Annotated in this window: 16 protein-coding genes; 9 read left to right on the top strand and 7 right to left on the bottom strand. The window is 62.0% G+C overall.

The window, feature by feature from the left end; all coding sequences use genetic code 11:
- Nucleotides 1-30 precede the first annotated feature (30 nt).
- The gene (locus tag LUN51_RS14695; protein WP_277811821.1) at nucleotides 31-2,106 is read right to left on the bottom strand and encodes a TonB-dependent siderophore receptor; all 2,076 of its coding nucleotides are present in this window, start codon (nucleotides 2,104-2,106) and stop codon (nucleotides 31-33) included.
- Nucleotides 2,107-2,447: 341 nt separating this feature from the next.
- On the opposite strand from LUN51_RS14695, the gene LUN51_RS14690 reads away from it, so the two are divergent.
- The 6 genes from LUN51_RS14690 (at nucleotide 2,448) to LUN51_RS14665 (ending at nucleotide 10,019) form a co-directional block, all read left to right on the top strand.
- Complete coding sequence (locus tag LUN51_RS14690; RefSeq protein ID WP_277811820.1) at nucleotides 2,448-4,595, top strand: TonB-dependent receptor; 2,148 nt, start codon at nucleotides 2,448-2,450, stop codon at nucleotides 4,593-4,595.
- 193 nt (nucleotides 4,596-4,788) lie between these two features.
- Nucleotides 4,789-6,270, top strand: a complete 1,482-nt coding sequence (locus LUN51_RS14685; protein ID WP_277811819.1) for a DHA2 family efflux MFS transporter permease subunit — start codon at nucleotides 4,789-4,791, stop codon at nucleotides 6,268-6,270.
- Nucleotides 6,267-7,301 (top strand): ABC transporter substrate-binding protein, encoded by a 1,035-nt coding sequence (locus LUN51_RS14680; RefSeq protein WP_277811818.1) that lies wholly within the window; start codon nucleotides 6,267-6,269, stop codon nucleotides 7,299-7,301. Before LUN51_RS14685 ends, LUN51_RS14680 begins: the two co-directional genes overlap by 4 nt.
- Nucleotides 7,295-8,293 carry a FecCD family ABC transporter permease gene (locus tag LUN51_RS14675; protein WP_277811817.1) on the top strand — a complete coding sequence of 333 codons (999 nt, stop codon included), beginning with the start codon at nucleotides 7,295-7,297 and terminating at the stop codon, nucleotides 8,291-8,293. Before LUN51_RS14680 ends, LUN51_RS14675 begins: the two co-directional genes overlap by 7 nt.
- A gap of 2 nt (nucleotides 8,294-8,295) precedes the next feature.
- Complete coding sequence (locus tag LUN51_RS14670; protein WP_277811816.1) at nucleotides 8,296-9,342, top strand: FecCD family ABC transporter permease; 1,047 nt, start codon at nucleotides 8,296-8,298, stop codon at nucleotides 9,340-9,342.
- Nucleotides 9,343-9,395: 53 nt separating this feature from the next.
- Nucleotides 9,396-10,019, top strand: coding sequence for an RraA family protein (locus LUN51_RS14665; protein WP_277811815.1), 624 nt, complete (start codon nucleotides 9,396-9,398; stop codon nucleotides 10,017-10,019).
- 86 nt (nucleotides 10,020-10,105) lie between these two features.
- Here the strand turns inward: LUN51_RS14665 and LUN51_RS14660 are convergent, their stop codons facing one another.
- Genes LUN51_RS14660 through LUN51_RS14640 form a run of 5 tightly spaced genes read right to left on the bottom strand, consistent with a single transcriptional unit; the run spans nucleotide 10,106 to nucleotide 17,949 of the window.
- Nucleotides 10,106-12,133 (bottom strand): IucA/IucC family protein, encoded by a 2,028-nt coding sequence (locus LUN51_RS14660; protein ID WP_277811814.1) that lies wholly within the window; start codon nucleotides 12,131-12,133, stop codon nucleotides 10,106-10,108.
- A complete protein-coding gene (locus LUN51_RS14655; RefSeq protein ID WP_277811813.1) occupies nucleotides 12,130-12,936 on the bottom strand; it encodes an HpcH/HpaI aldolase family protein in 807 nt (268 codons plus the stop codon). The genes LUN51_RS14660 and LUN51_RS14655 overlap by 4 nt, the downstream gene beginning before the upstream one ends.
- Nucleotides 12,930-14,843, bottom strand: coding sequence for an IucA/IucC family protein (locus LUN51_RS14650; RefSeq protein ID WP_277811812.1), 1,914 nt, complete (start codon nucleotides 14,841-14,843; stop codon nucleotides 12,930-12,932). The genes LUN51_RS14655 and LUN51_RS14650 overlap by 7 nt, the downstream gene beginning before the upstream one ends.
- Nucleotides 14,844-14,882: 39 nt before the next feature.
- Nucleotides 14,883-16,145 (bottom strand): type III PLP-dependent enzyme, encoded by a 1,263-nt coding sequence (locus LUN51_RS14645; protein WP_277811811.1) that lies wholly within the window; start codon nucleotides 16,143-16,145, stop codon nucleotides 14,883-14,885.
- Entirely contained in the window at nucleotides 16,138-17,949 is a 1,812-nt protein-coding gene (locus LUN51_RS14640; RefSeq protein WP_277811810.1) for an IucA/IucC family protein, read from the bottom strand. Before LUN51_RS14640 ends, LUN51_RS14645 begins: the two co-directional genes overlap by 8 nt.
- Nucleotides 17,950-18,364: 415 nt before the next feature.
- On the opposite strand from LUN51_RS14640, the gene LUN51_RS14635 reads away from it, so the two are divergent.
- Nucleotides 18,365-19,216, top strand: coding sequence for an ABC transporter ATP-binding protein (locus LUN51_RS14635; RefSeq protein ID WP_277811809.1), 852 nt, complete (start codon nucleotides 18,365-18,367; stop codon nucleotides 19,214-19,216).
- Nucleotides 19,213-20,115, top strand: a complete 903-nt coding sequence (locus LUN51_RS14630; RefSeq protein WP_277811808.1) for a sucrase ferredoxin — start codon at nucleotides 19,213-19,215, stop codon at nucleotides 20,113-20,115. The genes LUN51_RS14635 and LUN51_RS14630 overlap by 4 nt, the downstream gene beginning before the upstream one ends.
- A 32-nt stretch (nucleotides 20,116-20,147) precedes the next feature.
- Here the strand turns inward: LUN51_RS14630 and LUN51_RS14625 are convergent, their stop codons facing one another.
- Nucleotides 20,148-21,821: a multidrug ABC transporter permease/ATP-binding protein gene (locus tag LUN51_RS14625; RefSeq protein WP_277811807.1), complete on the bottom strand. Its 1,674-nt coding sequence runs from the start codon at nucleotides 21,819-21,821 to the stop codon at nucleotides 20,148-20,150.
- Between the two features lie 251 nt (nucleotides 21,822-22,072).
- Here LUN51_RS14625 and LUN51_RS14620 point away from each other — a divergent pair, with 251 nt between their 5' ends.
- Nucleotides 22,073-22,948, top strand: a complete 876-nt coding sequence (locus LUN51_RS14620) for an AEC family transporter (RefSeq protein ID WP_277811806.1) — start codon at nucleotides 22,073-22,075, stop codon at nucleotides 22,946-22,948.
- Nucleotides 22,949-23,056 lie beyond the last annotated feature (108 nt).

Here is a 23,056-nt window from a genome sequence, read left to right as displayed (position 1 = left end):
TCTTTCTTCTGACTTCGTATAACTTTCCGCTTACCAGCGATACTTGAGGCTGCCGATCACGCTACGCGACTCACCGTAGTAGCAATAATAGTCGCAGCTGGCGACGTACTCTTCATCGGTGAGGTTATTGGCATTGATCTGAGCAGTCCAGTGCGTATTGAAGTCGTAGCTCGCCATGGCGTCATACAGCGTATAGGACGGCACATCACTATCGATGCTACTACCCGGGCTAGCCACGGATTTGCCTACATAGCGCACACCACCGCCCAGTTTCAGTCCTTTGACGGCCCCTTTGGTGAAGTCGTAATCCAGCCACGCGGAAGCCTGATGACGCGGAATAAGCTCCTTGCGCTGGTCATCTTGGTTACGTGCATCTGTATACGTATATGCGGCCGTCAACTGGAGCGAATCAGTGAGATAGCCAACGCCCTCGAGCTCAAATCCAGTAGAGGTTGTTTCACCTCCCTGCTGTTGATCCCCAGTAGGCTGGGTAACAAAGGAGTTGGATTCCTCAATATCGAACACAGCCGCGCTTATGTAACCGTCCCAAGATGCAGGTGCGTACTTAACACCCGCCTCCCACTGATTGCCTTCGATCTCTTCGAAAACCGCCCCCTGGTCATCAGTTTGGGCTTGCGGTCTGAACGACTCGGTATAACTGAAATACGGACTCACTCCATTGTCAGCCAAGTACATCACGCCGCCGGAGAACGATGTTTCGGACTGGGTCTCATCAACTGTGACATCGGTGTCCTGATTCGTATTCTTCACATCTGCGCTGTCATGGCGAACACTGCCCAGCAGCACCCAGCGATCGTCAATACGCAGTTGATCCTGTACATAAATACCCAACTGCTGTTTGTCGATCTGCCTGCCTATCAGTTGGCTGTCAGGCACCGGTGTAGCGGTTGTGTCAGGAGCGAAGATATCGACGGTATCGTAGGTATAACTGTCGTACTCCTTGCCATCAAGACTCAGGTTCTGGTAGTCGACCCCGAAAAGCAGCGTATTCTCCGTGTTGTCGGTATACCATTTGCCGACCATACGGTTATCGATGGTAAAGCTGTCGATCTCACCGTCACGCTGCAGATGACCACGATAAGCTGTCCGCGCATCGTTGCGATACGACATAAGGTACGTACTACGCAGTTCCAGGTCTAAGTGGCTGTAACGAAAGTTTTGCTCGAACTTCCAAGTGTCGTCGAGCTGGTGCTGAAGTTCATAACCGATCCCTAACTGGGTATGCTCATCCTTGTCATAGTCCGGTGAGCCATAATTGGTTTCGGGATCGACTTTACCAAAGGGCGTGTCCTCAAGTGTGCTGTAAGCCAATTTGAAGGGGTTTTCAGGGACGCCGTCATCCTTCTGGTAGCTGGCCAACACTGTCAGTTGGGTATCATCGCTGATATCCCATGCCAGACTCGGCGCGAAGTAGACACGCTCATTATCAGTGTCCTTCAAATCGCCATCACGCTCCTTATACAGCCCCACCATCCGGTAGCGAACATCACCACTCTCGGTGACCGGCCCCGAGGTATCGAAGGAGAACTGACGATGATTGCGATTGCCGGCCTGGATCTCGACTTCACCACGCTTCTCGGCGGTAGGGCGTTTGCTCACGGCATTGACGATGCCGCCGGAGGGCGCTTCACCGTAGAGAATCGACGCCGGTCCTTTAAAGACATCGACACTCTCCAAACCATAAGGCTCGGGCGTCCACTTGTAATATCCCGGTGAGTAAAGACGCAATCCGTTCAAGTAGGTCGCCTGATCGAAGCCGCGCACCTTGAACCAATTGGTATTGTTATCCGCGCCAAAATGCCCCGACAGCACCCCGCTACGATAACGGAAGCTTTCATCGAGGCTCTGGACGTTACGTGCATCGAGTTCTTCGCGATCAACGCTCGAGACCGAACGCGGCGTCTCGGCAAGCGGCATGGCAACCTTCAGCGCCGTCGCGGTGACGACCACTGTATCGCTCTGTGCTGCGTTATCTTGTGCCTGCGCCGCCAGCGGGCAGCCGAGCAGTAATGTTGCCATGGCCAGGCAGCGTGCCGGGGACGACAGCACGTTGATCGGCAGCGACGGGGAGAAGGAGCGGGACATGAGGTTTCCTTGTGACATTTTATTAGCAGACGCCCGGGAGCACGCGCGTCAAGCAAAGCCTATCGCATATGATAAGAATTGTGATTTGTTTTCACAATGACGAACGTTCAACGCTGGTCCCTGCTCCCCGCCACGCGTTGCCTGATGTGTCGTGCCACGGCGTCGCGGTCAAGGCTTTCGAAATCCCTCCCAAAGAAAACGTGGCATGACGCCCCTTCCCCTGCTCAGATCATGCGATGTGCCAATATTGCAAATAAAAAGAATTATCATTATCTTTAGCGTTCAAGACCTATAACAGCAAAATCACCACATCAAATCCGGCAAGGGGATATCGGTTTACCATGCAAGCCTTCCAACGACCACGCCATAAGAAACTCTCGCTGCTCCCATTGGTGCTCGCCTCTGCTCTACCAGCCACGGCGCTGGCCCAAGCCTCAACGAGCTCGGAATCGCAAGATGCCAACGACCATGGGCTGGACCCGTTGGTCATCACCGCCACCCGCAACCAAAGTCGCGAAGATGAGACCCCGCAGAAGGTCACTATCATTACCCGCGAGCAAATCGAGCAGCAACTGGCGATCACTCAGGACCCTGGGCAGGTACTCAGCAACTTGATACCTTCCTACTCGCCCAGCCGCCAGAAGCTATCCAATGCGGGAGAGACCTTCCGTGGTCGCTCGCCGCTGTTCCTGGTCGATGGCGTACCCCAATCCAACCCACTACGTGATAGCAGCCGCGACAGCTACACCATTGACCTCTCCATGGTCGAGCGCATCGAGGTCATTCACGGAGCCAGCGCCGAACACGGCCTGGGTGCGACCGGCGGTATCATCAACTACGTGACCAAGCGCCCCGAAGGCGCCGGGGTAAGCCAGCATGTCGGCGTCAGCTTGACCAGTGACGACGATTTCGAGTCGGAAGGTTTCGGCCACAAACTGGACTACCGTCTCAGTGGCCAAACCCGCGATTGGGACTACATGGTCGCCGCCAGTCGCCAAAAACGCGGTGTCTTCTACGATGGCAACGATGATGAAGTGGGCGTCGCCTATCCTGGCGAACTCCAGAACTCCACCAGTTACGACCTGTTAGCCAAGGCGGCCTACTGGATCGACGACGATCAAAATGTCGAGGTATCGATCAATCGCTTCGAGCTCGAAGGCGAAGGTGACTACGTGCCAGTGGTCGGCGACCGCGACGCCGGCGTTGCCACCACCGCACGCAAGGGCAATCCGGATGGCGATCCTGGTTATAACGAGGTCACCACTGCCCGGCTGTCGTATTCTCATGACGATTGGCTGGGCAACAGCCTGGACGCCCAACTTTATACCCAGCGTTTTCGCGCCCAGTTCGCCACCACGCCCTACTTCCCTTACCAGGGCAGCAGTGGCAACACCCTCTATGACCAGACCCGCAACGAGTCCGACAAACTCGGCGCCAAGTTCACCCTGAGCCGCGACGGCCTGCTCGACGATCGCCTTAAGCTGACCACGGGGCTCGATCTGCTACAGGATGATACCCGCCAGATGCTGGTCCATACCGATCGTACTTATGTACCGGAGACGCGCTTCCGCAACGCAGCCGTGTTCCTTCAGGGGGACTATGACCTGACTGAAGCGCTCAGCCTGCATGCCGGGGTTCGTCAGGAATATGCCGAACTCGAGGTCGACGATTACAGCACCATCGATCGCAGCAACGTGACTCAGGACAACGTCAGCGTCGGAGGCGGCAAACCCGACTTCAACGAGACGCTCTACAACGCTGGCATCGTCTACCAGGCCACCGACTGGGCGCAGATCTATGCCAACTATTCCGAAGGCTTTGGCATGCCCGATGTAGGCCGGGTACTGCGTGGCATCGACACGCCGGGCCAGGACGTTGACTCACTGCTGACGCTGCAACCAATCGTCACCGACAACCGTGAGATCGGCGCCCGCTTCGACTGGGATCGCTATGGGCTCGAGCTGAGCTATTTTGAATCGAACTCCGACTATGGCGAGCGCCTCACCGAAGAAAACGGCACTTGGGTCGGCAACCGCGAGAAGACCGAAATCCAGGGCGTCGAGATTACCGGCGAGGCCCAGGTGAATGATATTCACCAACTGCGGGCTTCCTATACGCACACTGAGGGTAAATCGGATACCGACGGTGACGGCAGCGTGGATAGCAAACTGACCGGCATCAATATCGCACCGGACACCCTCAAGCTCGCCTGGAGTGCCGCCTGGAACGAGAAACTCTCCTCGCATCTGCAGTACAGCCGCTACTTCGACCGCAGCGTCGGCGATCCCGAGCTCGAATTCGACGGCTACGGCTTACTCGACGCTTCATTGGCCTATCGTCTGCCGGTGGGCCGTACCAGTCTGGGTGTGGAAAACCTCACCGACGAGGACTACTTCACCTATTATTCCCAGGCGGCAAGGGTCAGCGACGAGTATTACTTCAAAGGGCGGGGACGTACTTTCACCCTGAGCTACCAGCTCGACTTCTAAGCACAGACTCTGACCGATCTGGCTTTTTGAGCGGCGCCTCCATGGCGCCGCTTTTCGTGGATCTCGAGATCAATCGCAATTGATAATGTTTTGCATTAAAATTTGCATCGTGTCATTATTTTACTCCATGACGCATTCCTCATTGGCATCATGCCTAAGCGATGCCTTCTGTGCTCTCATCAAGTGAGTATCCATGCCGCATGCTACCCAGCATGGCGGAAAGGTGCTGATCAGTGTGCTGCTGGGTACCTTTACCGTCAGCCTCAACAACAGCGCCTTGAATCTTGCCGTGGCCGAATTGATGGCCACCTTCGATGCCAGCGCCACGGAAGTCAGTTGGGTGGTAACGCTGTTCATGATCACCATGGGCATGACCATGCCGCTCACTGGCTATCTCGCCGATCGCTTCGGTCGTAAGCACGTTTACCTATTGGGTCTGTGGGGGTTTCTGGCCGGTTCGGCGCTCGGCGCCATGGCCCAGAGCCTGGCTGGCATCATCCTCGCGCGAGGATTGCAAGGTGTGGCAGCGGGGCTGATGATCCCTCTTTCTCTGTCACTGATCTTCTCCGCCTACCCCAGCGATCAGCGAGGCCGCGCTAGCGGGATATGGGGCTTCGCGGTGATGATCGCTCCAGCCATCGGCCCCAGCGTCGGCGGGCTGCTGCTAGAGATCAGCCACTGGCGGGCATTGTTCCTGATGAACATGCCGTTTGCGCTGTTGGGGCTGCTGTGCAGCTATCGCTATCTTCCCACGGAGCCGACCCATCATCGACGTCGGTTCGACCTGCCCGGCTTCGTGCTGATCACCCTGGGGATGGGCACAGTGCTATTTTCCCTAAGCCGGGTGGAGACACTGACGGATCTCTTGCGCATCGAGGCCGTGCTGACGCTCGCGGTCGGCCTGCTGGCATTAGTGCTCTTCGTGCGCGTCGAGCGACATGCCGATACGCCTTTGCTCGACCTCTCACTGTTTTCCCATCGCGGGTATCGGCTCAGCGTCATCCTGGCTTGCCTGCAGTCGATCATCCTGTTCGGCTGCATTCTGTTGGTGCCGCTGTGGATGCAGAATGCGCTGGGATTCGGCCCCCTGACTACGGGGCTGGTGTTTCTGGCCACCGCACTGGCTGCCGCTGCCTGCTCGCCCATCGCGGGGCGTCTGATCGACCGCTACCCACCACAGTGGTGCCTCGGCATCGGGCTACTGATCACCATGATAAGCCTGGTGGGACTTGCCACGCTGACGAAGGCCACGCCCGTGTGGATGATCGGCGCCTGGATGGGCCTGCGCGGCCTCGGCCTAGGCTGTGCCTATCTGCCCTCCACCACGGTGGGCATGAAGGAGCTGCCCGAGGCCAGCGTCGCCCAGGCCTCGGCCATGAACAATATGTCCCGGCGCCTGATTTCTTCGCTCGGCATCGTCACGCTTTCTATCTACTACGACACGACCGTGCAAGCCGCGTTGGGTCGGGGCATTCCCTATACCGAGGCGAGCGCCTCCGCACTGCACCATGCGTTCCTGGCACTGGCGGCGGTCGCCGCATGCTGCCTGCCGCTGGCCTGGCGACTCGGCCACGCCGTGACACGACACGACTCTGTGTCGCCAGACGGCGTGTCATCGTCTGCGCGCGCGTCCCGCAACCCCCTGAAGACCGCATCCGCCAGGAGGCCGGAATGAAACCTCACACCCGAACCCGGCGACTGTGTCTGGCCGCGCTGCTGGTATCCCTCATGCCCTGGGCGGCCACCGCCCTCGCCGCCGACGGCCAGGACATGCGCAGCGTCACTAATGCGTTCGGCGACACCCACGTTCCCGCCACGGCGCAGCGCATCGTCACCCTCTACCAGGGCGCGACGGACAGCGCAGTGGCACTGGGCATCACGCCAGTCGGCGTCGTCGACTCCTGGCTGGAAAAACCCATGTATCGCTACTTGCGTGATGCCCTCGACGGCGTGGAACACGTCGGCCTGGAGACCCAACCCAACCTGGAGAAGGTCGCCTGGCTGAAACCCGACCTGATCGTGGCCACGCGCTTTCGCCACGAGCGGGTTCGGCCACTGCTGGAAAAAATCGCGCCGACGGTCGCTACAGACACCGTCTTCGACTTCAAGGCTACCCTGAGACTGATCGCCGAAGCCACGGGACGAGAAGCCCGCGCCCGCGAGCTGTTGCGGAACTGGGACGCACGCGTGGCGGACTTCCGCCAAAAAATCGCCGACACGCTGGGCGACGCCTGGCCGCAAAAGGCCGCCGTGGTTCGCTTCAAGAGCGACCATGTACGCATCTACTCCACGGGCTTCGCCGGTTCCATCCTGAATGAGCTGGGTTTCGAGCAACCCAGTTCCCTGCACGACCAGGACTGGGGGATGAAGCTGACCAGTGAGGAAAACATCCCGGTCATGAATGCCGACGTGATCTTCGTGCTCCTGGAACCTAACGATCCAGCCATCATGCGCAACTATCGGCACTGGATCTCCCATCCTCTCTGGAAACGACTGGATGCCGTGCAAGACGACCGTGTCTTCGAGGTGGACCCAGTGGACTGGATCATGGGCGGGGGCATCCTGGCCGCCAATGCCATGCTGGATGATCTATACGCCCATTACGGGCTGGATGATCCTGGTGATCCCACGACGCCCGCCGCTACCTGCACCGAGGGAACGTCCACGAAGTCTCGCGCCCACGACGAGGAGTCGAGCGCATGCTGAATCATCGTGCTTCCCGAATTGCGGGGCTCTTGCTGGGCCTGGTACTGGTCGCGACGGCCTTCGCGGCAAGCGTCATGCTGGGCACCACGGATATCGCCCCGCCGACCTTCGTTCAAGCCCTGGTGCAATACGACCCCGCTCGGGTCGCGCATATCATCATTGTCACGGAGCGCCTGCCACGCGCTGTCATTGCCGCCTTGGTCGGCGCGAGCCTGGCCATCGCCGGCGCTCTGATGCAGACCATGACCCGCAACCCCCTCGCCTCTCCAGGCATCCTGGGGATCAACGCCGGGGCGATGTTCTTCGTAGTGGTCGCAGTCTCGCTGCTGCCCCTGCATACTCCGGCCGAGTACGTCTGGGCGGCGCTGCTGGGCGCCCTGGTAGCGGCCTGCCTGGTAGTCATCCTGAGTCGCGGTCGCCAGGGGGAGCTTTCGTCGTTGCGGGTCGTGCTGGCAGGCGTGGCCGTCACGGCCATGTTCGTCTCGTTTAGCCAAGGCCTGCTGATCGTCGACCAACAGAGCTTCGAAAGCGTGCTGTACTGGCTGGCCGGTTCCGTGTCGGGGCGCGAGCTATCGGTAGTGGTACCTCTGCTGCCGCTCTTCGGCATCGCCCTGCTGCTGTGCACGCTGCTGGTCCGCCACGCCAATGCCTTGATGCTAGGCGATGACATGGTCAAAGGTTTGGGCATGCGCGCCGGCACCATCAAGCTACTGCTTGGTCTGGTGGTGATCCTGCTCGCCGGCAGTTCGGTCGCGCTCGCTGGCATGATCGGTTTCGTCGGTCTCATCGTGCCGCACATGGCGCGGGGCCTCTTCGGCGTCGACCATCGCTGGCTACTGCCGGCCTGTGCCCTGCTGGGAGCAAGCCTTTTGTTGCTGGCCGATGTGGCCTCGCGCTTTCTGATGCCACCTCAGGATGTCCCGGTAGGGGTGATGACCGCCCTGATCGGCACCCCCTTCTTCATCTACCTGGCGCGCAGGAAGCAGATCTGACCATGACGCATTCCGCCTCCCTGCCACAGCAAGGCAACGACACCGCCGCCAGCCACACGACCCGCCCGGTACTCCTCAGTGCCCTGCTCGCTCTGGTACTGCTGGCCAGCATGGGGCTGTCACTGAGCCTGGGCAGCTTCCCCACCTCGTTCGACCAGGTGGTGCACGCGCTGGCCGCGCCGCAGAACAGCGACATCACCTTCATCGTCTGGGAACTGCGTCTGCCGCGTATCCTGCTTGCCGTGTTGGTGGGTGCGGCCCTGGCCGTGGCCGGCGCCATCCTTCAAGGCATCGTGCGCAACCCGCTGGCCTCTCCGGACGTCATCGGCATCACCAGCGGCGCCGCCATGGCCGCCGTGACCTTCCTGGCACTGTTCGGTACCGGCCTGAGTATCCATTGGCTGCCGGCCGCCGCACTGCTCGGCGCGCTGCTTTCCGCGGTACTGGTATTCTCGCTGGCCTGGAAGCGTGGCATCACGCCCTCACGTATGGTGCTGGTCGGCATCGGGCTCTCCGCGGCCATGGGGGCCGTGACCACCCTGTTGATCGTGATCAGCGACGATGCCGCCGCCATGGTCGCCTATGTGTGGTTGACCGGAAGCCTCTACGCCGCCCAGTGGCAAGATGTCTTCGGCATGCTGCCGTGGCTGCTGGTCGCCGTTCCGCTGTGCCTCACCTTGGCACGCCACATGGATGCCATGGCGCTGGGGGATTCGGTGGCCCAGGGGCTGGGCGTGAACGTGTTGCAAAGCCGGCTGGTACTGATGGCCTGCAGCGTGGCGCTGGCGGGAGCGGCGGTGGCCTTCGCCGGGGGGCTCAGTTTCGTGGGCCTGATCGCCCCGCATATCGCCGCCCGCCTAGTGGGCCGGGGATTTACCCGGCTGGTGCCCGTCACCGCCCTGGTCGGGGCCCTGATCGTGCTCTACGCCGACCTGCTGGGCCGCGTGGCTTTCCTGCCCAAGGACCTGCCCGCCGGCATCTTCGTCTCAGGGGTCGGCGCGCCCTTCTTCGTCTACCTGTTGCATCGGACGCGCTACCACCGTCAATGACGGCCCGCGCTTGTTCCCTTTCATTGTGTGTCATTACACTCAAGGCAATCTCCATGTTCCATATCGCCCCTCGACAGGACCCCTTCACGGCACAGCAACGGCAACGTTACCAAACGCTTGCCACATCCACCCTTGGCCATATCACCGACTTCGGCGCCATCACCTCGCTCTCGCCGCTGAAGCGCCCGGTGAGGCTGCTGGGAACGGCGCTGACGGTCAGGATTCCCCACCTCGACGGCAGCATCATCCGTGAGGCGCTAAAGATGGCCTGCCCGGGCGACGTGCTGGTGATCGACGTGTCCGGTGACCAGCGGCGTGCCTGCTGGGGTGAATTTCGCGCCTACGCGGCACTGCGCAAGCAGCTCGCAGGCATCGTCACCAACGGTGCCATCACCGACCGGGATGCTCTATGCAGGCTGGACCTGCCCACCTATGCACGAACGACCAGCCCCCTGACCACACGAGCGCTGGAGCTGGAAGGCGAGATCAACACACCCGTCGCCATCGACGGCACCGCGATCAGCCCGGGCGACCTGGTCGTCGGTGACGACGACGGGCTCTTCGTCATCCCGGTGCATCATGCCGATACCCTGGCTGACGCCGCCGAGGCCAAACAGGCCCGAGAGGCGGAAAAGCGTAACGCACTGGCAGCCGAGTTCCCCGAATGGTTTCGCTAAGCGCGCTTCTCCCGTAAAAACACCGCCCACACGAAAACACCGCCAAGGCGATCTCGGGCGGTGTTCGTCGTCGGTTGCTGTCCGCCTCAGGCCTCGATCAGCGTCTCGGTGGGCAGGCCGAGGCGCATGAAGGGATTACAGGTCGAGCTACTGGCAAAGGGCATGCTGCCCGGCCCGCCGGCACGCTCGATGATCGGCGCGATGAGACGCTTATAGGGCCACTGTGGGCTCTCGAAGAGCTGCTCATTGAACATGGCGCGATCGCGAGCATCGAAGGGAACCGTATCGATCACAGCCGCTAGGCACGCCGCCATTTGCCTCCACAGCTCATGACTCGAAACACCGTAGTGATCCCCCAGTGTGTCGATGATTGCGCGCAGGTTGACCTGGATCGCCAGCGTCTGCAGCCAGAATAGCAAGGCCTCGAGGCTGTCGTGATAAAGGGTGTTGGCGTGGCCGGGCTTGATGCAGTAGCACGGGTCCTGCATGCCGTGCTGCTCGAGACGCGCGACGTTGATCCTCAACGAGTCGTGGTCACGTAGCAGCAGGCCGTGACACTGCCCCTTCTTGAAGACCAGTACCGCATTCTGGCCATGCACTTCCGCCAGCATTCCGAGCCGGAACATGCGCAGGTTGATGTCGAAGAAGGTGTCGCACAGCTCGCCGAAGAGTGCCTGCACCGAGGCGGCGCTGGCCGCCATCCCGCGCTGCGCCAGCCAGTCGTCGAACAGGTGGTGCTCGCCACCCGGCAGCGGCGTCCCCAGGGTGGCCATGGGCACCAGACGCACGTCCGGGTCTGCCAGCAACGCATCGGGATAACTGCGCACCATGGCGGACAGATGCCGTGGGGCTTCGTCGAACAGCGTCGCCTCCTTCGGCATGTAAGCCCACCACTTGCTCTCGTCGCACAGGTAAAGCGCCTCGGCGAGCCGGGGGTCTTTTTCCCTAGCCTGGTGAAGCAGGCGGGCACTGAGGTCGCCATTGAGCATCTTGACTGCCGGCAGGTAGCGCGAGGCGCCCAGCGAATGGATGGCCATCGGCAGTTTCAGAAAATGCGGACTCGCCGTGGTCGGGGCCAACGAGCGCAGTGAAGAGGTCGCAAGCCAGGGTTCGGTGAGCGTCTCCAGCGTGACACAGTCTCCCGCCGCGAAGGCCGCTTCCAGCCAGTGGAGCAACGCATGCTCATGCTGCCAGGGATGCACGGGGATGGCGACGTGGGTCCGGGCCAGCCCTCGCGAGGCCATCTCCTGCTCGAGCACCCGGCGGCCCTCGTCACCGGCGAGCCACCGCACCGGCTCGGGGCAAGCCTCGTCGACGCCGTCGCCGGTCATCACCCGGTCACGGGCCATCGCGACCCAGCGCAGCGTGATGAGGGCATTGAACTCGGCCATGTAGGCACGATATTCGCTCTCGCTGAGCCCCTGCTTGGCCTTCGCCGTAGGGTGAAAGGGCCGGTCGAGCAACGATGCCCACTGTTCCATGATCGCAAAATGCTTGGCCGTATCGCGAGCCAGCAGGTCACGCGTTTCCACCCGGTGTGCCACGGAGCTTTCCGCCTGCCAGCAGCTGTCGGCAAGTGCCCGGAGAAACACTTGCTGTCCCTGCCCTAGGGTCGATTCGTCGTCTTGCGACATGACGCCGAAGACGCGGCGCATGAAGGCGACGGGGTCGAGCGACGCCCACTCCCCGCTCTTGTGATACCTCACGATCACCGGGGTCTCCGGCACCTTCTCCCACGCCTGGGCGATGCCGGGCCGCAAGAGCATGACCACGCTGTGATGCCGATCCTGCGGCCAGTGCCAGAACCGCTGCGAAAGGGTGCCGCAATGAACTTGAAACAAATGCGCCTGGAACGCCGCAAGGCGGGTGAGCCCATCATCGGCCTCGGCGGCACTCAGCCAGGCCGCGCCCAGGCTATCCAGCAGGCCCTCGACCAGCAGGCCGTCCACCAACGACTGCATGATCTGCGCCTGGGCGTATTGCTTGGCATCGAGAGAGTCCATGGTCGTGCACTCCATCACCGTGTCGGTTCTGTCGATATCGGTACTGCCTATGTAGGTACTGTCGAGCGAGGCATCCTCGCCTGCCCGATTCGAAGGAAAGGAAAAATTCACTGTCGGTGTCCTCCTGACGGTGGGGCCTCGCTACTTTCTAGCGTCCGGGCGTCGCCGAGCGCCTGCTGCAGAGCACGAAAGGCGATGCCTCGCTCGTCGCCCAGCATGAAGGTGCTGACGCCCTGCGCCCGCCACCGGGCCTTGGCCGCCGGATCGCGCAGGAAGGCGCAATAGGGAATGTGGTGCTCGCTGGCGGTGCCCTGAACCGCCTCCAGCGCCTGAACGACGTCGGGGTGTCCGGGCTGCCAGGTCACGCCCAGCGACTGGGACAGGTCCGCCGCCCCTTCCAGCACCATGTCGAGGCCCGGCACCGCACAGATCGCTTCGATCCCCGCCACGCCGCGGCGGCTCTCGATCATGGCGACCACCATGATCTCCCGGTTGGCCTCGACGACGTAGTCCGCCAGCGAGGTCTTGCCGAAGGCGCCGGGCCGCCCGGCATTGAGACTGCGCTTGCCCTCCGGGGCGTACTTGCAGGCGGCTACGGCACGCTCGAGGGTCTCGGGGTCTTCCACGTTGGGCAGTACAATTCCCTGGGCGCCGCCATCGAGCAGTCGTAGCAGGGCCTTGGGGTCGGCATCCGCCACCCGTACCAGGGGCGTCAGCCGGTAGCTCTCGGCGGTGCGAATCATGTGCTCGACGGTTTCCGGGTTGATCAGCACATGCTCGGTGTCGATCACCACGAAGTCGAAACCCGCCTCTGCAATCAGTTCGATGGAGGCGGCCACGGGCAGCGAGGCGATAACCCCATGGACCTCACGGCCCTCGGCCAGTGCCCACTTAAGCTGGTTGGTCCTCAGCATGCCGCCTCCTTGCCGGGCGCGAAGGCCGCCAGCGGGTTGGGGACGTGCTTGACCTGGGGATCGTCGTCACCGAACAGGCGACGCCGGGTCAGGGCTTCCACCTCCCACCAAGAGGCAAAGACGTCGAAGCAACGGTAGCGCTCGCCGTGCTGGGGGTGAGCGCGCTGGTAGGCTTTGATCTCCGCTGCCGCCATGGCCCAGAACCGTGACTCATCCAGGCCGAAATGCCGCTGCAGGAAGATCGCCATCTCCGCCAGGGCGATGAAGAAGAAGGCGTCGCAGGAATAGTCGCGAACCGCGTGCGGGTCGTCGGTGACGATGAAGGAATTGCGGTTGAGGGCGGCATGGCGCTCGGGTACGGGCTCCAGGGCAGGCGCCAGCTCAGGTCGCGCCAGGTGCGAGGGACTGAAACGCACACCATCGTGAAAATCCTTCAGCGCCACCCGCACCGGCCAACCATCGCGATGGATGACCACGATGTTCTGTCCATGGGACTCCATCCCCACACCCTCGGCGAACAGCAGATGGATGATCGGCAGGGTCGCGACATGCACCAGCTGTCGGCTCCAGGCGTCCAGCCCATGGCGTTCGACCCAGGGCGCGATGAAGGGGCTGGCGGGCTCGCCCTCTGCGTCGCGAGTGAACTGGCTCAGCCCGTTGAAGGGCACGGCCTGTTCGCCGTCGGCCAGGAACTCGCCGACGTTCTGCCGCCAGATGGCACCGACCTTGCCGTACACGTCGTGGTAGCGAGCGCTGGGGAAAGCACGCTCATTCAACGCCACACCGGCCACCTCGCCGAGGATCACGAAACCCGCGGATCTGGCAGTCTCGTCGGTCGCGATGAGGCGCTGGAGCCACTGGGTGATTATGGGCGCGTTGGTGACGGTGTGACGCGCCAGGATGCGGGTGCTGGAGGTATTGGTGATGCTCATCGCCAGCTTGAGATAGGGCTGATGCGTGTCCTGCGGGGCCAGGGTGCGAATCGACTGCTGCGCGGTATAGGCCGTCTCACCCTCGCCAAGCAGTACGATTTCGCCACTGGCAAGCTCTGGATAGAGCGCCGACACCAGCGCGTTCTCCCACTGCCAAGGATGCACCGGCATCAGCACGACCTCGTCGCGCGCCAGCCGGTACCTGGCGAGGTAGTCAGCCAGGCGCGCCTGCACATGCGGCCCGGCGTCCTCCGCGCTCCGGTCGGCGGACGTCACCCCATCGACGGCCCCCTGGTGCGCCAGGCGGACCGGCACGGCCAGCCACCACACATGCAGCGGCTGGGCGAACTCTGGCCCATAACGCTGATTGTCGCGCAGGGAGAAGCCGAGCCGTGACTTGTAACAAGGGTGGTAGCTGTGCGCGTCGGTGAAGTACTGCTCCAGGGCATCGGCGCCCAGCGTTTGCGGCGTTTCGTGGACGGGTAACGGCCAGGCAGATGACTGCAGATCCTTGACCAGGGTTTGCATCAGTTCATCGACGAAGCCCGGCTGAATCGCCCCACCATTGAGCGCCGCCTCGAGATCCTCCAGGAAGCGAGGCAGGCTCACTGGCGCTGGGGTGCCCGCCGGGTTCTCGCGGCCCTCATCGCCTTCGACCACCAGCGAGGCGTGCTCAAGGCGAATCAGCCGAAAACTTTGGCACTGCCAGCCGCCCACCCGATAGCGACGCTGGCCCAGCGTCAGGGAGAAGCGCGTGGCGCCGGCGACGCCGAGCTGCGGGTCGGCGATGGCCTCATAGGGCAGCACGTCCTCGTAGAGCAGGGTCTGCAACAGCTGGCCAACGACGCGCTGCTCAATGCGAGCGTGATGCCGCCAGTACCTGGCGGAAGCAAAAGGCGTGTCGATGCAGCCCCGCGCGCCGGGGTCGTCTGCGATGGCCACAGCCGGCGACAGAACACGTTCCTGTGATGTCATGGGGTAACTCCTGGAAAATGAATCGGCGCAGCGTCCCGGTCAGCTCGCCGGCTCGGCGCGCCGATGGCTGGTCGTCTCGGGTTCGCTGCTTTCGCGGGCGTCACGGATGAAGACCTGATCCGGCCGGGGGTGGCACAGGAAGTCCGCGTGAGAGATGTTGTAGCCATAGGCACCGGCCAACGGCAGCACCAGCAAGTCGCCCACCTCGACTCCTTGCAGCTCCTGCTGGCGGCTCAGCACATCTTTGGGGGTACACAACTGCCCCACCACGGTCCAGGGCCGTCGCTCGCCCTCACTCGCCTGCCGAGGGTCGCGCGGCAGGTGAATGACCGGGTGATCGTGCCCCTGGGCGGCAGGCAGTCTGAATTGGTGTGTACCGCCCCGGCAGACGACAAAGCCTTCCCCATGGCTGACCTTGGTATCGAGCACCTCGATCGCGTAGTAGCCGCAGAAGGCCGACAGAAAACGGCCGATCTCGAAGCGCACCAGCGGCGGCTCGTCCATGGCCGCCAGCCGCTGGCCCAAGGCCTGGCACAGGCCGGACCAGTCGAACTGCTCGGACGGCTGGAGATAGTTCACGCCGATGCCGCCTCCCACGTTGAGCTGCGTGACTCGCTCGGGTTGGCGCGCCAGCGCTCGCCACTGCGGCCAGCGCTCCAGGTAGGACGCCAGCAGCCGCTGGTGGCGCTGCTCGCAACGTTGGTGCGACATGGCATGGATATGAAAACCGACCAGCGCCAGGTTCGGCGCGTCGTCGACCGCGCGGACGGCGTCAGCAAGCTGCGACTCGTCGATGCCGAACGGCGTGGCGGTGCCGGCCATTCGCAGCCGGCTGGAGAGATCCTCGGGCAAGGCCGGATTGATACGCAGCAGCACCGGCTGCTGGTGATCCAGCGCCGCCGCGACCGCCTGCAGGCGTGCTACTTCCCCGAGGCTTTCGACATGAAAGGCCTCGACGCCTCTCCTCATGGCCTCACGCATGTCGGTATCCAGCTTGCCCGGGCCGGAGAGCACCCAAGGGCGCGGCGTCGAGCAGGAGCAGGCCCGCGCGATCTCGCCGCCGGACGATAGCTCGAGCCCGTCCACTACCGGCGCCAGCATATCGATGATGGCCGCTTCGCTGTTGGCCTTGATCGCGTAGTAGAGCTCGACGCCCGGTGGCAATGCCTCGCGCATGGCGCGGCCATGCGCGGCGAGTGCCGGCAGGTCATAGAAGAACGCCGCCATGGGCTCTGAGCTGGCCTGTCTCTGCGAGGTGATGGCGGCGAGCACGTGATCGGAAATCGCCAGACGCTCAGCCATAGGCCACCTCCCGCCCCAGGTTCTGCGTGGTGTGCCAGGGATTGGGCAACGCCACATACTGAGCCTGCCGGTCCGCCCGGGCCATCAGCCGTAGCTTGAAGTTGGTCTTGCAGGGCAGCTCGCCCCCCGCCAGCAACGCATCCAGCTCTGGTGCGTCGCCGCCCAGGGCCTCCCGCACGCGGTGCAGTTCGTCCAGGGTGTCCTGCCACAGCGCCTCGTCCAGGGCCGGGCGCTGCCAGCTCAGTGCCAGGATCGCCTCGGCGACATGATTGACGAGCAGACAATAAGCGATACGGTTCCAGCCCTGCTCGCGACAATAGGTCATCGACTCCCTGACGTGGGGATGCAGTGACTCCCCTATGAGCCAGTCTACTCCCTTATCCTCGGTCAGCTTGACCCCCTCGAAGTCGCGCAACAGCACTTGCCGGGGCATGCCTTGGTCATGGATCAGCACGCAATTCTGCAGGTGGGGCTCCAGGACGATGCCGTGGCGGAAGAATAGCCCCAAGACCGGGCCCACCAGAGTACGCAGGTAGGCCTGAAACCACGCCCGGACGCGGCTTTCCGCTGGCAGTGGCCGAGGTACCTCGCCGGGCGTCGCTGTGTCGATGAAGGACAGCACCATGGGTACCAACTGCACATCGCGCGCGAACAACGTCGCGCTGAGCAAGCAACGTTCCGGCGAGAAGCGCTGACAGAAGTTTTCTCTCAGGATCATGCCGGTCTGCTCCCGGAACCAGCGTTTATCGGCCTCATCGCCCGCGGCCGGCGTCCAGTGCACCGTGGCCGGCTCCTGGGCCACGCAGAGTGCCTGCAGCGCCGCATCCTCGAGCTGGACGAGCCGGTGCATGATGCGATCGATGACCAGCGTGCTTTCCAGCTCGTACCAGGCGTTCTTGCGTACACAGTTGGTGATGCGCACATTCAGCGAGCCCTTGAGAAACCAAGGATGCCCCGCGATGTACCAGGTGCGCATCGAGGCGGTGGGCGCCGCCTGCAAACCGCTCTGGCCAAGATCGCCGATGGTGCCGTCCTCAATCATCTCTGCCACTCGGGCATCCTGGAGGAACAGATCGGCCTGCACCGGGTGCATGCTGAGCACCACACGCCCGTCATCCTCGGCATGGCGCTGGTCCGCCACCTGCGCCAGTACATCCTGAGCATTGATGCGATTGGCCTGCACGCTCAACCCGGCCACCGGAAAGGAGAACTGATACAGAGCCGTAGTGGCGCAGAACTCCGGCGCGTAGGCAGGCCTGTCCTGCAGCAAATGGGGCGGCCACTGCCGGGTCTTGGGCGTGGGGTGATTGGGATGGCCAAACCACAGCCCCTGCTCACTGCAACGGTAGTCCGTCAGCGGATGAAGCCTGGGCTGCTCGACGGCATGCGTGACGATCGTCGTCATGACATCCTGGCTTTGCACGACTTGATCGCACAATTCCCGATTAAGCGTGCCGTCATTCCACCGGCAGTGCTCCAACAGCGCGGCGATCAACTCCCCCATCTCAGGGGCATGCCAGCCAGCGCTCTCTGCCTCTCGCAGGTAGACATCGGAGAGATAAAAGTGGCTACCAATGACCGAACGCCGGTCCACCATCACGAACAGCGACAGCGATGCCGACCATTCGATCAGCAAGGGTAGACCGTGCAACTGCTGCGGCAGTCCATCGCGCCGGGCCGGCCATCGGTGGAATACGGCACCATGGGGTATTGCCACTTCCTTGATAATGCAATTCAGCAACGCATGCATGGATGCGTGCCGGCTTATCTCGCCAGGTAAACGAGAGAAACGGGCGTAGCTCATGTAGCCTCCGCAACAATACCTTCCTACCTTCCTTTTGAATCTCACTTGCCTCATGCCAACCCTGCCGTCAGTGCAAGGATTCTGCTGGCAAGTAAGTCCGCGCGTCCCTCGCTAGCCACTGTGCGAAGCTTTACTGGATGGTCGTGCTTGTTATCTCGCCCGAGCGGTGAGAGCCAGCAATGCGCTTAGGTCCTCGGTGTACTCGGTGCAGTTGCTTAGGTAACCGCTGGATCATCTGATAATGAGAATGATTATAATAGAGATTAAAGTCAACACTCGCACATGTTCGCCGAGCGAATCATTGGCCCCTCCACACCGTTCTGAAAGACTGAGCGGACGTGGTCACCAGCATTGAAAATGAGAATTTTTTGTCTTACGGTTGCCAGCCTAGGGACCACACCAACGAGCTACCTTCATGCCCTCGATACCTGCCAAGCCGCCTCGTCTAACAGGCGAAGCCTTGTGCGCCGGGTACGAATCCCGACGCGTACTGGACGGCGTCGATCTGACGGTGGCCGAGGGCAAGCTGACGGTGTTGCTGGGCGCCAACGGTAGCGGGAAGTCGACGCTGTTGAAGACACTGGCGCGCACGCTTATACCCAGCGCCGGGCAAGTCTGTCTCGATGGCAAGGATATCCACCGCCGCAATACGCGAGAGGTAGCACAGCGCCTGGGTATCCTGCCCCAGGGTCCTGTGGCCCCGGAGGGACTGACGGTGCGACAACTGGTCGGTATGGGGCGCTTTCCTCACCAGCGGTTGTGGCGACAGGACGCCGAGCAGGATGCCCGCGCCATCCGCGAGGCGATGGCCTATGCCGATGTCACGGAGTTCGCCGAACGCAGCGTCGATGCGCTCTCTGGCGGTCAGCGTCAGCGTTGTTGGATCGCCATGGTACTGGCCCAGGAAACCGATCTAATCCTGCTCGATGAGCCCACCACCTTCCTCGATCTCAAGGTGCAAGTGGACTTGCTGGAGCTGCTATCCCGCCTGGCCCATGAGCACGGCCGCACCCTGCTGCTGGTGCTGCACGACCTGAACCTGGCGGCAGCCTACGCGGACCAGCTAGTGATGATGCGTGAAGGGCAGATTGTCACCCGCGGCACGCCAGAGGAGGTATTCACGGCCACCAATCTCAAGCATGTCTTCGATCTCGATGCCCATGTGCTCGAAGACCCCGAGACCGGCAGCCCGATCTGCGTGCCACACAAGAAAAAGCGACCCCATCGGCGTGCCCACCCCACCGCCCAACAGCGCTGTGTGTCATGAGCCATCGATTCTGCGCCGATCTCAGCCGTGAGCAGCATGATCCGTTGGCTGGCAGCGCCGCGCATTTTGAGCGCAATCTGCTGATCAGTTGGCCTCGCAACAAGTGGACGCGCAATCTGCGTCATGCCAACGACATGCCGGACAGCTTGGCAAAAACCCTCGACGCCATCGCCGCCGATGGGCGGCGGGTCAATCTGATTCATCGACGCGAGCAGGCCGACGAGAGCCATCAAGTGTTTCTGATGCCCGAACGCCGGCGGTTTGTCGTACCTCGCGAAGCACTGGAGACGTTTCTGGCCGCGTGGCAATCAGGGGCGCCACTGACGGCATGGGAAGGGGCGCGAGTCGACCACGACCTGCTGCTTTGCTGCACGCACGGCAAGAAAGATAAGTGCTGCGCCAAGTATGGTTACCAGACCTACAAGCAGTTGGCCCAGGTCGTCACGGCACACGAACTGCCCTTCGATGTATGGGAAAGCAGCCATCTGGGCGGCTGCCGCTTCGCCGCCAGCCTCATCCTGCTCTCGCCAGTCCGCAAGTACGGCCGCATCACACCGCAGCAGGCATTGCCCTTCCTGCAAGCGGAAGCGCAAGGCCGTCGTTTTCTGCCCGGCTATCGCGGCGACTCCCAGCTGACACCCGCGCAGCAGTGTGCTCAACTCGCAGCCCTGACCTTTCTAGAACAACGGTACCCGACGGCCAACCTGACGCTACAGGACGACACTGGCAACGAGCATCGGCGACGCATCCTGTGGCGATGGGAGCAAGATGGTGCGCATGGCCGACTGCAGACCGTATGCGAAACGGCAACGATTCTGCGTGTCGACATGTGCTCCGATCTGGACGACGGCCCCACCGAAAGCCTCGTCTGGCATGCCAGCGAGATATCACCCGCATGACAATGCAGGCCACCGTAAGTATTCGCCGTCCGTCACACGTTGCCTGATGTGTCTTCGAGCCGTGCCACGGCATCGCGGCTGACGCGCTCGCGCATCTCGCCGGTCAGTTCGCTCAACTGGCTCGCTCGCATCTCCAGCAGGCGGTCGGCGTGCTGGAAGTAGTGATCGTCGTGGCTGATGGCAAAAACGGTCTTGCCGTTTTCGCGCAGCATAGGTAGCAACTCGCGGTAGAAGATACGCCGGAACTGCGGATCCTGATCCGCCGCCCATTCGTCGAGCAGCAGGATATCGCGCTGCTCGGCGACCGCCAGCAGCAACGCCAGGCGCTTGCGCTGCCCCTGGGAAAGCTGCGTGTCGGTCACTCGCCAGCCATCGAAATGCAGCTTCTCGCCCATGCCCAGGCGCGCGATCCAGGCTTCGGCCAAGGCCGTGTCCGGCGACTCGCCATCAGGACCGATCACCTGATCGAAAAGATGGAAGTCGGTGAATACGGCGGCGAAACGGCTACGAAACGACTGCCACCCGGCCTCGTCCACAGGGGTGCCATCGATGAGGATCTCGCCGCTGCGAGGCTGGTAAAGCCCCGTCAGCAGGCGCGCGAGTGTCGATTTCCCACTGCCGTTGCCGCCAATTAGAAACACGAGTTCACCACGCGACAAAGTAAGATCGACTGGGCCCACTTCGAACCCCTTGCCATGCTCGCCCGCAGCATAGGCAAAGGTCACGCCGCGCAGTTCCAATGTCTGCCAGTCGCCGTGCGCGGCGCTCTCGCCGAACTCTGCGCGATACTCGGTCAACTCCAGTGTCTTGAGCTTGTCGAAGGCGACTTGGGCACTCAACAGCGTGGGCAATGCCCCCACCGCCTGAATCAAGGGCGTGCGCAGGAACAAAAGCGTCAGCGAATAGGTGGCCGCCACATTGGTGTTGGCCCAACCCAGGCCATTGGCGAGGAAAAACACCATGCCGATGGCCCCCAGCATCATGATGTTCGACCAGTTCACCGCGCTCAGGTGGAAGGTATCGGAGCGGATGATATGGTGCCGATAGGCCTTGGCATCGCGCTCGTAGACATCCTCGTAAAGCGCCCGGGCGCGATCGCGATTGAGGGCCAGTTCCTTGCGGCCATCGATCACCGCCTCGTAATCCTTGTAGAGTCGATCCTCGGTGTCACGTACTTGGCCCAGATGGCGATACACATGCGACACCAGATACCAGCCACCCACCACGGTCACCGCCACCCACAGCGCGGTGATGAACAGCATCCCCGGCGAGAGCCAGGCCAGATAAGCGGCCGAGCCCAGCGTCAGGATCACGCCCTGCACCAGCTCGGGAAGTCGCACGAAGGCGATGGTGATATTACGGATGTCGCTGGACAAACTGGCCAGCAGATGCGCGCTGCCCAGGCGCTCGATACGCTCGATGTCGGTATCCAGAATCCGTTTGATAAGACGCCCGCGCAGACGATAAACGAAATGGTGGCCAAGCACGGTCAGCGCCAATTGCGAACCGAGCGTCACCACCAGCAGCAAGGCGATGAGTCCCAGGAACTGGGGTAGCACCAGAAGCGGGTCGCCTTGGGCCTCGATCAAGTACTGGTTGATGAAGGCGATGACCCCGATACCGAGCCCAGCGCTTGCCAGGCTCAACACCATGACGCCGATGAACGGCCAGCGATAATCGCGATAGACGACGCGCAAAAGTTCCATGCAATTCTCTGAGTGGCGACGCGCCGCGTTATACGCGACGCCGATGAATGTCAGCGTGGCCCACGATTCTTGCCAATTCTCGCGCCACGTCAAGGTAAAGGATTCTCGTTTTCGTATGCACGTTGCAACGCTTTACCACGATTGGCGACAATAGCATCCCATATGGCACTTTCAGCGGCTCTCACAGTCGCGTTCAACATCGTCCCGTCCACCTCCGCACCGTGGACGCAGACCCTGAATCAGGCTCGCGCATGCTCGCCCAACTCTTTGCTGTCATGGCCCCCGTGTTCGTGGGCGCCAGTATCGGATTTTTCTGGATACGCCTGGGATACGCGTATCCCACCGACTTCGTCACCAAATTGGTCTTCAATGTCGGCACGCCGTCGCTGATTCTCGCCTCGCTCTCCGGCGCCAACATCGATGCCCATACCTTCGGGCGCACCATGCTGAGCACGCTGGGCGTGCTTCTAGTCATGGCACTGGCCACCTGGCTGATGGCGCTACTGCTGCGCAAGAATTGGCGCGTGCTATTGGCGCCCATGATGTATCCCAACACCGGCAATATGGGCTTACCGGTGGCGCTGTATGCATTTGGCAGCGAGGGCTTCGCCTATGCCATCACTGTGATGGTAACGGTCGCCCTGGTGCAGTTCACCTTCGGCGTGATGATGATCAGCCGCAGTAACCCGCTGAAAAGCCTGCTGCGCACGCCTACCGTGTATAGCATTCTATTGTCGGTGGCCATCCTGCTGACGGATACCGACCTGCCATTGTGGATCGACAATACCGTGGAGCTGATCTCCGGCTTCACCGTCCCCTTGATGCTGATCACCCTTGGCGTCTCGCTGGCCAACATCCAGGTGCGCAGCTTGTCCTCGGGGCTCGCCTTCAGCTTGCTGCGCACGGTGCTCGCCGTTTGCGTGGCCTTCGGCGTGGGCTGGCTTCTGAACCTCCCGCCCCTGGCGCAAAGCGTGCTCGTGTTGCAGATGAGCATGCCGGTGGCAGTCTACAACTACCTCTTCGCGCAACGTTCACGGCGCGAACCGGAATATGTCGCCAGTCTCGTGTTCTGCTCGACCCTGCTCTCCTTCCTCTACGTGCCGCTGCTGCTGGCGCTGTTCATGTAGCGTGTATTCCCTGGCGCATGGCGTGTAATTGTCAAAGCACACATCTCTGTTATTCTTCGTAATGAACGCAACGCGCAGGAAGCGCTTGTGTTGTTGGCAAACGTTCAG

This window comes from Chromohalobacter canadensis (assembly GCF_029544075.1).
GTDB classification, from domain to species: Bacteria; Pseudomonadota; Gammaproteobacteria; order Pseudomonadales; family Halomonadaceae; genus Chromohalobacter; species Chromohalobacter canadensis_A.
This window is presented reverse-complemented; position numbering and strand designations above follow the sequence as displayed.